The organism is Nocardia sp. NBC_00403 (assembly GCF_036046055.1).
Taxonomy (GTDB): domain Bacteria; phylum Actinomycetota; class Actinomycetes; order Mycobacteriales; family Mycobacteriaceae; genus Nocardia.
In genome coordinates, this window is the sequence record NZ_CP107939.1 from 4,953,522 (window position 1) to 4,966,735 (window position 13,214).

A 13,214-nucleotide genomic window follows, 5' to 3' on the forward strand; every position below is an offset into this window, starting at 1 on the left:
GGATACTTGCGTGACGATCTGGCCGACGGCCACAGCGAAGAGCTCGAGGATGCACTACGCACCCATGCCCGCGCGGAAGGGCTCTGCTTCGCCGCAACGTTCCATGAATCGACCTCAGGTGACGGCACGGCCTTGGTCGAGCTGACACAGGAGCTCAAGCGTGCGGATGCGCACCACGTAGTGGTGCCGTCACTCGATCACTTTGCCGGCCAGACGATTCCGCGAGACATGCTGATCGCGAAACTGGCTCAGGAAGCGTCGGCCGAAGTCCTGACTCTCGAGAGCTGAGCCTCTCGACAACGGCCATCGCCGCAGGCCCGCTACCACCCTTGTAGCGGCGACACCCGCCCCGAGTGCTGCGAGCAACGCCGCAACATGGTGATGCCCGAAGAGCGGATACACCTGCCAGTGCAACAGGTAGACGAACAGTGAGCTGTCGGCCAGCACTGCGGCCACGCCGGCGATGAGCGCAGGAACCCGGACAGCGGGCAGCCAGAACAACAGCAGCAGACCCGCCATGACGAGGCGCTCCCGATCGGCGACATCGACATCGGGAATGTCGAAGTAGCCCGTCACCGACATCAGCATGACTGCGCTCACCAGTAGCCGTTGCCAGATCGTGCGCGCTTTCGCGGCCGCCCAGCCCAGCGCGAAGAACCAGCAGGCCAGCGGCGAGAAGGGCACATCGTGCGCGGAGTACAGGCCGAAAGACTGGACCCGGAACAGCAGGGTGACTGCGACGAGCACCATGGCGAACCAGAACGGATCGCGCCGCTCGAGCCTGTCGAAGAACGGGATGCGAACCAGTAGCGCGGCCGCGATCATGAACAGCACCAGCACCTCGATGAACCACAGGTGCCCGGCGGTGTCGCTGTCGTGCGGCCCGAGAATCTTGTTGAGCAGCAACACGTTCTGCCAACCGTAATAGTCGGAGAACAGCAGCGTGAGCGCCACCCATGCTGCAGTCGGAATCGCGATCAGGGCGGCGGTGCGCAGCGCGTGGTGCAGCCGCTGCGCACGCGGCGCCGCGGTCACCGCGAAGCGGGCGAAGTTGAACCCTGCCACGCCCAGCAGCACATGTGCACCGCCCCACAAAGTGAAGATGCCGATGTGCGATCCCGCGATCAGCACGATGCCTACTGCCCGCAGCAATGTCGAGGGGTCGAGCGAGCGGCCGAACGTGGTGTTGCCGCTCGGGATCCGTTCGAGCTCGGCGACGGTGAGCGCGGGCCAATCGGCCGGGAGCCTGCCGAGCGCGCGTTCGAGTCGGGCGGAGGTCGTCACGTAGGTGAGCGAGTTGCCACCGAGATCGACGAAGCTGCTGTCGGGTCGGATCGTTGCGGGGTCGAGGCCGAGCGCGTCGGCGTAGAGGGCACGGATGTCTCGGGTGGTCGACGGTGCGGCGCCGGGCAGGCTGCGGATCGCCGGATAGTCCGGCTTTCCATTGGCCAGGCGGGGCAGTTCGTCGACCGGGCAGGTGCGGATGGCGGCGGCGGGCAGTCCGGACAGCCGGGCCGCGGTGGCGGTGACCTGGGCGCTCGAGCGGACATCGGCATCGCGCTGGGCCGCGATCACCAGGTGTTCCCCACTCTCGGTGCAATTGGTCGTGAATCCCGCTGTAGCCAAGCGTGATTCGAGCCGCTGCAGGTCGATGCGCAGGCCGAAGATCTTCGCGAACCTACTGCGCCTGCCGACCACCTGATACAGGCCGTCGGCGGTGCGGCGCGCCAGGTCGCCGGTCCGCAGCGCCTCGACGGTGTGGCCGAGCGCGAGATCAGCGGGGGACTGCGCGTACCCCATCATCACGTTGGGGCCGTGATAGACGAGCTCGGCCGCGGAGTCGTCGTCCACCTGCTCCAGGGTGAAACGCCCGCCGGGGATCGGAACGCCGATGCACTCCGGGTGTTCGGCGGCGAGCTCGGGCGGGAGGTAGGCCATCCGGGCGGTTGCCTCGGTCTGGCCGTACATGACGAAGAAATCCCAGCCCGAACGTGCCCCGAGCTGTGCGTAGGCGCGCACTCGCTCGGGCGCAAGACGCCCGCCCGCCTGCGTGATGTAGCGCAGATCGGGCAACCGCATCCGGTCGAAGCCGACCCGGTCGAGCAGATCGATCGTGTACGGGACGGCGGCGAAGGACGTCACACGGTGACTGCGCACCTGATCCCAGAACTCGTCGTCCAGGACAGACCGTTCGGTGAGCAGCAGGCTCGCGCCGCGCAGGAGATAGCTGTGTACGACCGAGAGCCCGTAGCAGTAGAACATCGGCAACGTGGTGGCGGCGCGGTCGTCCGGACCGATGGACAGGTACTCGGCGATGGCGGACGCGTTCGACATCAGATTCGTGGTGGACAATCGCACCAGCTTCGGCGACCCGGTCGACCCCGAAGTGCTCAGCAGCAGCGCGAGATCCGGGTGCAGGTCGTGCCCCGACTTCGCGCGGCGCGAAACGGGCGCACCGGCATCGACGACGACATCCGGATCGTAGGTATCCAGCAATTCTTCGGTGATCTCGGCGGCGAGCAGAACGACAGAGCCGGTGCTCAGCGCGCCGAGGTACGCGACGAGCGAATCGATGTCGTTGCGCGCCGCGAGCGCGACGAGCCGCCGGTGCGGTCCCAGTTGCGTCGCGTATTCCTCGACGAGTGTCGCCAGCTGCGCATAGGTGACCCGCTGCAAACCATCCGCCACCGATCCCGCTGCTGTGACACCCGCCGAAGGAGATCGAGAGCAGAGGACGGCGATCCGGTCGTCATAACTGCGAAGGTGCGCGACGATCGGGGAAATAGTCACCGGAAAAGTCTATGTGGGAAGCCTTTCCTCACCGACACGTGGCCCCACGGCGAACATCCGGTGAACTGTGCTATCGCCGCGGCGATTACAGCCCGAAACTGCCAGGACCACGCCTGCGCAGGTACTTTTCGAACTCGGCGGCGATAGCATCGCCATCGATCTTGGCCATCGCGTCGTTCACATCGACTGCCGCGTCGCCACGTTCCTCGAGCGAGCGCACGTACTCGCTGATCTCGTCGTCGCCGACGGTCATCTCGTTGACCGCGACCTCCCAGTCCTCGGCCTGCTTGGGCAGTTCGCCGAGGGGCACTTCGATGTCGAGGACGTCCTCGACACGGTGCAGCAGGGCGATGGTCGCCTTCGGATTCGGCGGCTGTGAGACGTAGTGCGGCACAGCGGCCCAGAACGATACCGCGGGCACTCCCGCCTTCACGCACTGATCCTGCAGTACTCCGGTGATCCCGGTCGGGCCCTCATAGCGGGTCTGTTCCAGATTGAACCGTTCGGCCGCTTCCTTGCTATAGGCCGAGCCGGTGACGGGAACCGGGCGGGTGTGCGGGGTGTCGGCGAGCAGCGCACCGAGAATGACCACAGTCTGTACGCCGAGTTGTTCGATGAACTCGAGCAGGTCCGAACAGAAGCTGCGCCAGCGCATGTTCGGCTCGATGCCGCGCAGCAGCACCACGTCACGATCGCTGCCCGGCGGCGAGCACACCGACAGCATGGTCGAGGGCCACTGGATTTCCCTGGTCACACCGTCGACCTGACGCACGGTCGGCCGATTGACCTGGTAGTCGTAGTAGTCCTCGGAATCGAGTTCGGCAAGCGGCTCGGCATCCCAGATCAGTTCCAGATGCTCGACAGCGCCACTGGCCGCGTCACCCGCATCGTTCCAGCCCTCGAAGGCGGCGACGAGCACCGGATCCCGCAAAGTGGGCAGTTCCGGCTCGGGTGACACCGGGGATTCACTGGAGTTCACCCCGCTCAGCCTACGGTGTGTGAGGAAGCTCTGTTGACTTTGCCACGCCTGCAGCGCTGTGTGTTCGCCGTGGCTGTGGGTGCTGTCTGGGGCGGTGTGGCGGCGGACACCCGTACGGTGGTACGGGTTGTCGCACCTGCCCACTAGGCTTGAACCCATGTCTGCGTCCATTCCCGCTGAGTTCGATACCACGCTTCTCGACACGCTCAGCCGGCGTGTTGTGATCGGCGATGGCGCGATGGGCACCATGTTGCAGGCGGCGGATCTGACACTCGACGACTTCCGCGGGCTCGAGGGGTGTAACGAGATCCTCAACGACACTCGCCCGGATGTGCTGCGCGATATTCATCGCGCGTACTTCGAGGCGGGCGCCGACGCGGTAGAGACCAATACCTTCGGCTGCAATCTGCCGAATCTGGCCGACTACGACATCGCGGACCGAATTCGCGATCTGTCCGAGCGTGGGACCCGGCTGGCGCGCGAGGTCGCCGACGAGATGGGGCCGAGCGCCGACGGCACGCCGCGGTATGTGCTCGGGTCGATGGGGCCCGGCACCAAGCTGCCCACCCTGGGTCACGCCCCGTACGTCGCGCTGCGCGATGCCTACGGCGAGGCCGCGCTCGGCATGCTCGACGGCGGCGCCGATGCCATTCTGATCGAGACCTGTCAGGACCTGCTGCAGGTGAAGGCCGCGGTGACCGGCAGCCAACGCGCGATGGCGAAGCTGGGCAGGCGGATTCCGATCATCACCCACGTCACCGTGGAAACCACCGGAACCATGCTGGTCGGCAGCGAGATCGGCGCGGCGCTGAGCGCGCTGGAGCCGCTCGGCATCGACATGATCGGGTTGAACTGCGCGACCGGACCGGATGAGATGAGCGAGCATCTGCGCCATCTGTCCCGGCACGCGCAGGTGCCGGTGTCGGTGATGCCGAACGCGGGCCTGCCGATCCTCGGCGCGCACGGCGCGGAGTACCCGCTGACGCCCGAAGAATTGGCAATCGCGTTGCGCGGCTTCGTTTCCGAGTTCGGGCTCGCGCTGGTCGGCGGTTGCTGCGGCACCACGCCCGAGCACATCCGTCAGGTCACCGCGGCGGTGCGCGAGGTCGAACCGACGCTGCCACCCATCAATGCTCGCCGTACGCCAGTGCACGAGCCGAGTGTGTCGAGTATGTACACGGCGGTGCCGTTCGAGCAGGACGCCAGCATCTTGATGATCGGTGAGCGCACGAACGCCAACGGCTCCAAGGCTTTCCGCGAGGCGATGCTCGCAGAGGACTGGCAGAAGTGCTTGGACATCGCCAAGGATCAGACCCGCGACGGCGCCCACATGCTCGACCTGTGCGTCGACTACGTCGGCCGTGACGGCACCAAGGACATGGAGGCGCTGGCCAGCAGGCTGGCGACGGCATCGACACTGCCGATCATGCTCGACTCCACGGAAACACCGGTGCTGCAGGCCGGTTTGGAGCATCTCGGTGGCCGCTGCGCGGTGAACTCGGTGAACTACGAGGACGGCGACGGCCCGGATTCGCGCTTCCAGCAGACGATGAAGCTGGTCGCCGAGCACGGCGCCGCCGTGGTCGCGCTGACCATCGACGAGGAAGGCCAGGCCCGTACCGCCGAGACGAAGGTGGCGATCGCCGAGCGGCTCATTGCCGACATCACCGGTAACTGGGGTGTGCGCGAGAGCGACATCATCATCGACACGCTGACCTTCACCCTCGGTACCGGTCAGGAGGAGTCGCGCCGCGACGGCATCGAAACCATCGAGGCCATCCGGTTGCTCAAGAGCAAGCACCCCGAGGTGCAGACGACTCTCGGCCTGTCGAACATCTCCTTCGGCCTGAATCCCGCGGCCCGTCAGGTGCTGAACTCGGTGTTCATGCACGAATGTGTCCAGGCCGGACTGGATTCCGCGATCGTGCACGCCTCGAAGATCCTGCCGATGGCGCGCATCCCTGACGAGCAGCGCGCAACAGCACTGGATCTGGTGTACGACCGCCGCACCGAGGATTACGACCCGCTGCAGAAGCTGATGGGACTGTTCGAGGGGGTGTCGACGTCATCCTCGCGCGCCTCGCGTGCCGAGGAACTGGCCGCGCTGCCGCTGTTCGAGCGCCTCGCCCGGCGCATCGTGGACGGCGAGCGCAACGGCATGGAAGACGATCTGAACGTGGCGATGCAAGAGGTGCCGCCGCTGCAGATCATCAACGAAACACTGCTGTCGGGCATGAAGACGGTCGGTGAGCTCTTCGGTTCCGGCCAGATGCAGCTGCCGTTCGTGCTGCAGTCGGCCGAAGTGATGAAGGCGGCTGTCGCGCACCTGGAGCCGCATATGGAGGCCACCGACGACAGCGGCAAGGGCCGCATCGTGCTGGCCACCGTCAAGGGCGATGTGCACGACATCGGCAAGAACCTGGTCGACATCATCCTGTCGAACAACGGCTACGAGGTGGTGAACCTCGGCATCAAGCAGCCCATCGCGACCATCCTGGACGCGGCCGTGGACAAGAAGGCCGACGTGATCGGCATGTCCGGGCTGCTGGTGAAGTCGACGGTGGTGATGAAGGAGAACCTGCAAGAGCTCAACTCCAAGGGTGTTGCCGAGCAGTTCCCCGTGCTGCTGGGTGGTGCGGCGCTGACCCGCGGCTATGTCGAGAACGACCTGACCGAGGTATACGAGGGCGACGTGCACTACGCCCGCGACGCGTTCGAAGGCCTGCGGCTGATGGACGACATCATGACCCGCAAGCGCGGCGGCGGTATCGACCCCGACAGCCCGGAGGCGATCGCGGAGCGCGAGAAGGCCGCCGAACGCAAGGCTCGCCACGAGCGTTCCAAGCGCATCGCCGAACAGCGCAAGGCGGTCGAGGTGCCGGTCGAGGTGCCCGCACGCTCGGATGTGGCCGCGGATCTGCCGGTGCCGGTGCCGCCGTTCTGGGGCACCCGCGTGGTGAAAGGTCTTTCGCTGCAGGAATATTCGGGGCTACTCGACGAGCGCGCGCTGTTCCTCGGCCAGTGGGGTCTGCGCGGCCAGCGCGGCGGCGAGGGGCCAGGCTATGAGGAACTGGTGGAGACCGAGGGCAGGCCGCGGCTGCGGTACTGGCTCGACCGGCTCAGCACCGAGAGCGTGCTGCAGCATGCCGCGGTGGTGTACGGATACTTCCCCGCCGTATCCGAGGGCGATGACGTCATCGTGCTGACCGAGCCGAGTCCGGATGCGCCGGAACGGTATCGGTTCACTTTCCCGCGTCAGCAGCGCGACCGCTTTCTCTGCATCGCTGACTTCATTCGCTCCCGCAAGCAGGCGAAACAGACCGGCCAGGTGGACGTGCTGCCGTTCCAGCTGGTCACCATGGGCCAGCCGATCGCCGACTTCGCCAATGAACTGTTCGCCGCCGACAACTACCGCGACTACCTCGAGGTGCACGGCATCGGCGTGCAGCTCACCGAGGCGCTGGCCGAGTACTGGCACCGCCGCGTCCGCGAAGAGTTGGTTCTGGAAGGGCACTCGGTCGCCGAATCCGACCCGGCGGACGTGCAGGACTACTTCAAACTCGGCTACCGCGGCGCTCGCTACTCCTTCGGCTATGGCGCCTGCCCCGAATTGGAAGACCGCGCGAAGCTGGTGGACCTGCTGGAAGCCGGTCGCATCGGGGTGGTGCTCTCCGAAGAGTTGCAGTTGCATCCTGAGCAGTCGACCGACGCGTTCGTGCTGCTGCATCCAGAGGCGAAGTACTTCAACGCCTGATCTGCCCTACCGCTGCTGGGAACACCGGATCGATCGGCTGCCGACTCGGTCACGTTCGCGCTCCAACCGATCGCTCTTGATCTTGATCAGGTTCTGGATCCGAGTGATCTTGTGCGGAGCTTTCGGCGGGTGCCACACCGGTAGAAGTCGCCTCCAGCGGGCTTCGAGGTGGGTGCTGCTACACACGTTTACCTGCGCTAACGGCACTGTTCAAGTGGGTTTGCCGGTGGTGTAGTGGACGAAGAGGGGGATCCCCTGTACGAGGAGCAGGCAATGGCCAAGCCATTCAGAGGTCTCGTCAATCTCGACATTCGCGACTCGATCCCCGACTGGGGACCGTACGAACAACCGAAGGCGCCACCGGGGTCGCCGAACGTGCTGTACATCGTGCTCGACGACGTGGGATTCGGGGCACTGGGCTGCTATGGCGGCCCGATCGACACTCCGAACATCGACCGGATCGCGGCCAACGGTCTGCGCTACGGCCAGTGGCACACCACAGCGCTGTGTTCCCCGACCCGATCCTGCCTGCTGACCGGCCGCAACCACACCACCAACGGCATGGCGTGCATCAGTGAGGCGGCGGTCGGCTTCCCCGGTGCGAACGGGCACATCCCGCCGGAATGCGCCACCCTCGCCGAGGTCCTGGTCGAGCAAGGCTTTTCCACCGCGATGGTCGGCAAATGGCATCTGTGTGCCGAGGACGAGATGAATTTGGCGTCCACCAAAAGGAATTGGCCGATCGGCCGCGGATTCGAGCGCTTCTACGGCTTCCTCGGCGCCGAGACCAACCAGTGGTACCCCGACCTGGTCCACGATAACCATCCCGTCGAGCAGCCCGCCACCCCGGAGCAGGGCTACCACTTCAGTGTCGACATCACCGACAAGGCCCTCGACTACCTCGGAGACGTCAAGGCGATTGCACCGGACCGGCCGGTGTTCCTGTACTACGCGCCCGGCTGCGCCCACGCCCCGCATCAGGTGCCGCGCGAATGGGCAGACCGCTACCGCGGCCGGTTCGACGCCGGCTACGAGGCAATGCGGGAGCAGATCCTGGCGCGGCAGAAGGAGATGGGTCTGGTCCCCGCCGACACCGAGTTGCCGCCGCTGAACCCGATCGGCACTCCCGAGACTCGCACCGGCCCAGATGGGAAACCCTTCCCGGCATTGGACTACACCAAACCGTGGGACACCCTCTCCGACGACGAGAAACGTCTGTTCGCCCGGATGGCCGAGGTGTACGCGGGATTCGTCTCGCACTGCGACGATCAGATCGGTCGGCTGCTGAACTATCTCGAGGACATCGAGCAGCTCGACAACACCATCATCGTGGTGGTCTCCGACAACGGCGCCAGTGGCGAAGGCGGTCCCACCGGGTCGGTCAACGAGAACAAGTTCGCCAACGGTGTTCCGGACAATCTGGCCGAAAATCTCGCCAAACTGGACGAGTTGGGTGGCACCAAGACCTATAACCACTACCCGAACGGGTGGGCGATGGCCTTCAACACCCCGTTCAAGATGTGGAAACGCTACTCGTTCAACGGCGGTACCGCCGACCCGTGCATCTTCTCGTGGCCTGCGGGGATCGAAGCGCGCGGCGAGACCCGGGACCAGTACCACCACGCGATCGACGTGGTCCCGACGTTGTTGGACTGCATCGGCATCGAACTTCCGGACACGGTGAAGGGGTACACCCAGCACCCCCTGCAGGGTGTGAGCATGCGCTACAGCTTCGACGCCGCCAACATCCCCACCGCCAAGCGCACCCAGTTCTATTCGATGCTTGGCACCCGGGGTATCTGGCACGACGGCTGGAAGGCCGTCACCACCCATCCCGCGATCAGCGGCTGGGGCCACTTCCCGGAGGACACCTGGGAGCTCTACCACTGCCAGGTGGACCGATCGGAGCTTTGCGATCTCGCCGCCGAGGAGCCCGTGCGGCTCGCCGAGCTGGTTGGGTTGTGGTTCCACGAAGCCGGTGCGAACCAGGCGTTGCCGCTCGACGATCGCGCCGCCGTCGAGATCGTCACCACCCCGCGTCCGCAGCTCGCGCCGCCTCGAAACCGGTACGTCTACCGACCCGGTGGAGCCGAGGTGCCCGAGTCCGTCGCGGTCAACATCCGCAACCGTTCGTACTCGATCGGCGCGCTTGTCGACATCCCCGACCCGGGCTCGGCCGGGGTGTTGTTCTCCCATGGCGGCCGGTTCGGCGGGCACGCCCTGTATGTCAAGGCCAATCGGCTGCACTACGTCTACAACTTCCTCGGCAGCGAGGAGCAGAAGATCAGCGCGTCCGAGGACCTGCCAACCGGGGAGAACCTGATCCTGGCGGCCTCGTTCGAGAAGGACGGTGAGGATCCGCCCGGCACCGCGCACGGCGTCGTCAGCCTTTACTACGGTGACCGCAAAGTCGGTGACGGACGGATCAAAACCCAGGCCGGCAAGTTCAGTATCGCTGGCGAGGGTCTGCACGCCGGCCGCGACAGCGGGGAATCGGTCACCGACGACTACCCCGGATCCGCTCCTTGGGCGTTCACCGGTGGCACCTTGAAACGGGTGGCGGTGGATGTCAGCGGCGAACCCTACGTCGACCTCGAACGCGAAGCCGTCGCCATGCTCTCGCGCGAATGACCGCTGCCCGACCTGGACAGACATGAATAGGACACACAGGCCGGTCGCCGCCCCTGCCGCGGCGGCGACCGGCCTGCTGTCCCTGTGGAGACTTGCCGCCCTCGGCCTTCCTCCGATATGTCTCTATCCCGGGTCGCTGGTGCGCGCGTGGCTGACGGCGACGATGCGGATCGCGGAGTTCAATTCGTCAGGTCCGATATCGCGGACTATCGGCACACTTCCGGAAACCGAAGCCGTCTGCTTGGGACCGAACCCGGGTAGAAAGGTTTCGGTCCATCACGGTCTGATGATGCATCGGAAGCCGATGTGACATGTGGAGGTCTCCTCGGTCTGGCCCTGACGCGCCGCAGGTCGATATCGCAGGCAGTAGTTCGGCGCACACAGGTACGAGCCGCCTTTGATAACACGACGTGCGTATGGCTCGCCGGGCTCGGGCGAAGGCGCAACGGCCTGGCGTGGGTTGGCGGGAATGCAGCAGGCAGCTGCCGTTGCGCCGGTCTTCCCCGCCTCGGAGTGGTCGGCGGTGTAGTAGTCCACCGTCCACTCCCACACATTGCCCGCCATATCGCTGAGTCGATAGCCGTTCGACGGGAACCGGCCCACCGGCGACGTGCCCGCGACGCCGTCCCCATTGAGGTTCTCCCAGGGAAACCGGCCCTGCCAGACGTTGGCGCCGCGCCTGCCACCAGGTTCGTGCGTTGCGCCCCATACGAACGGTTGCCGGTCCAGGCCACCCCGGGCGGCGAATTCCCACTCTGCTTCGGTCGGCAATTGCTTGCCGGCCCACCGGACGTAGGCCGAGGCGTCGAACCAGGACACTTGGGTGACCGGATGGCGTTGCCTTCCATCGAGACTGCTGCCGGGTCCCTGCGGATGGCGCCAATCCGCACCCGGCGTAAACGACCACCAGCGCCAGTAGTCATCGAGCGGCACCGGTCCTGGGGTGGGGGTGAACACCAAGGAACCGGGCACCAGCAACGACGGGTCTGCTTCCGGGTGTTGCGCCGGTTCTGGCGGTGTTTCTGCGGTGGTGACGTATCCGGTGTCCTTCATGAACCGCCGGAACTCCGCCACCGTCACCGGATGGGTATCCATCCAGAAACCATCCACGGTGGCCTGATGAACGGGACTTTCTTCCGGATAGAAGTTTTGGGATCCCATCCAGAAAGTCCCGCCCGGGATCCACTCCATGTTCTTCGGAGCCGTACGCGTCATAGAATTCAGCGTTTCATAGTTGGCTCCAGCATAGGAGGGATCCACGCGGTCGGTCGGCTTCAAACCCTATTGCGACCAGTGCTTATTCGGTGGAGTCGCGCCGGGGCCCGCGAGCAACTTTTTGTGTCGCAGCCATCGCTCGCGGTCGGCGTGGCGATGCACGCCGGAAGGCGGCGAAGCCGAAGAATACGTAGATTCCGCGCGTCGGTCCGAGGTGGGAAAACGCTGGGAGACAATTCACGCATCCCGGTGCAGTCAGCGGTCGGTCGACTCGACTCGCGATTAGACCACCTCTCACGTGGTGGTGGTACCGCCCCAGTCCTCGCTGTGGCACTGACTCGCTACAAGAAACACGCGAAATCAACCACATGAGACGCGGTCTCAGCGGGACTTTTCGCAGATCTGGTCCTCAACCCCCGTACAGCAGCCGGTTGAGGGCCAGAAGGTCGCCCACAAAGGTGACGCTCCCTTCGGCGAGCGCAGCGTCGAGCGAGGCTGGATCGGCCAGCAGACTGCCGAGCGTCTTGGGGTCCGTACGAAGCGAGATGTCGGCCGTGGCAGGTTCACCGCTGTGCACCTGAACCTTTCCGGAGTCTGCGCAGACCGTCCAGACCGAGCCGTCGAGGTCGAGGCGACAAACGATAGGCGCCGCCGCCGGGTCGGGACGAGCGGCGCCTCGCAGGAAGATCAGCACCGAGGTGGCGCTGAGCGAGGTGGGCTCCGTGGGGTTGGGGGCATCGATCCCCCAATCGCCAAGAGCTAGCACGATCGGTTCCAGCTTCCGGCCCCACTCTGTCAGTTCGTAGACCTGTGGGCCTGCCGTTGACGCCAGTTTGCGGCGACGGATCACCCCGTGACGTTCGAGTTCTCGAAGTCGATCGGCAAGCAGGTTCGAGCTGGCGTTAGGCAGAGCGTGCCGCAGCTCGGAGAAGCGTTGTGGCACCAAGAGCAGCTCCCGGACGACCAGCAGTGCCCACCGCTCCCCGACAACGTCGAGAGCCCGAGCTATCCCACATGAGTCCCGATAGCTACGGCTGGTCGGCATGACCACTCCCTCCTCGTCCACCCTCATTCGAAACTGCCACTCATGGTAGTTGCTTTTCGCAACTCTTTGCCGACGGCTCCCCGACAGCGTCGAGAGCCCGAGCTATCCCACATGAGTCCCGATAGCTACGGCTGGTCGGCATGACCACTCCCTCCTCGTCCATTCTGATTCGAAACTGCCACTCATGACGGTTGTTTTTCACAACTCTTTGTGGTTATTGTTTAGCAGTCAGCCCGGCGAAGCCAGCGAGGTCAGGTGGCGACGATGGCGCTCGGCGGCGATCTGGCGCTCGGAAGGACAGATCCATGCGACAGCCAAGTGGCCCACTCCGAGATCACCGGACCGATCCGGCGGTGGAGCCAGCGTCAAGGTCGCGCAATAACCCGGCAAATAGGAGCCTGCAATGAGTATTTCGACCCCAGCCTCAGCTCAGAAGCCCCAGCATGCATCGATCGTGGATCCCGATGCGCACCAAGTCTTGTTCGAGAATGAACACGTTCGGGTGATCCATGCGCGCGCCTCGCACGGTTGGGAAAGTGCGATGCACTCGCACCCGCCGATGCTGGTGGTCAACCTCGGCTCCGGGCGACAGAAAGTGACCTGGGCGGATGGGACGACGCAGATCGTGGATCTGAACCCCGGTGCGGTCGTCTGGCAAGAAGACGCCTTCGATCACGCCTGGGAATTGCTGGCGGGCGAAGTGAACGTGATTCTCGTCGAGGTCAAGTCGGCATCCACGACATGAGGCACGGTCTCGAATCCCACGCGTGAATCGGCAGCAGGCCCACTCCGGGCCTGCT

The 13,214-nt window shown here is 65.2% G+C and carries 7 protein-coding genes; 3 read left to right on the top strand and 4 right to left on the bottom strand.

The window, feature by feature from the left end; translation table 11 throughout:
- Window positions 1-189 precede the first annotated feature (189 nt).
- Window positions 190-2,790: an AMP-binding protein gene (locus tag OHQ90_RS21960; RefSeq protein WP_328400322.1), complete on the bottom strand. Its 2,601-nt coding sequence runs from the start codon at window positions 2,788-2,790 to the stop codon at window positions 190-192.
- 85 nt (window positions 2,791-2,875) lie between these two features.
- Window positions 2,876-3,778 (bottom strand): PAC2 family protein, encoded by a 903-nt coding sequence (locus OHQ90_RS21965; protein ID WP_406239527.1) that lies wholly within the window; start codon window positions 3,776-3,778, stop codon window positions 2,876-2,878.
- Between the two features lie 148 nt (window positions 3,779-3,926).
- Between OHQ90_RS21965 and metH the strand changes: the two genes are divergently transcribed.
- A complete protein-coding gene (gene metH, locus OHQ90_RS21970; RefSeq protein WP_442941151.1) occupies window positions 3,927-7,523 on the top strand; it encodes a methionine synthase in 3,597 nt (1,198 codons plus the stop codon).
- Between the two features lie 273 nt (window positions 7,524-7,796).
- Window positions 7,797-10,154: an arylsulfatase gene (locus OHQ90_RS21975; protein WP_328400326.1), complete on the top strand. Its 2,358-nt coding sequence runs from the start codon at window positions 7,797-7,799 to the stop codon at window positions 10,152-10,154.
- Window positions 10,155-10,430: 276 nt separating this feature from the next.
- On the opposite strand, the gene OHQ90_RS21980 is transcribed toward OHQ90_RS21975, so the two are convergent.
- Together OHQ90_RS21980 and OHQ90_RS21985 are read right to left on the bottom strand one after the other, a co-directional pair.
- Entirely contained in the window at window positions 10,431-11,369 is a 939-nt protein-coding gene (locus tag OHQ90_RS21980; RefSeq protein WP_328400328.1) for a formylglycine-generating enzyme family protein, read from the bottom strand.
- Between the two features lie 409 nt (window positions 11,370-11,778).
- Entirely contained in the window at window positions 11,779-12,312 is a 534-nt protein-coding gene (locus tag OHQ90_RS21985) for a winged helix-turn-helix transcriptional regulator (protein WP_328413025.1), read from the bottom strand.
- A gap of 556 nt (window positions 12,313-12,868) precedes the next feature.
- Between OHQ90_RS21985 and OHQ90_RS21990 the strand changes: the two genes are divergently transcribed.
- On the top strand, window positions 12,869-13,159 hold the full coding sequence (locus OHQ90_RS21990) for a hypothetical protein (RefSeq protein ID WP_328400330.1): 291 nt from the start codon (window positions 12,869-12,871) through the stop codon (window positions 13,157-13,159).
- Window positions 13,160-13,214 lie beyond the last annotated feature (55 nt).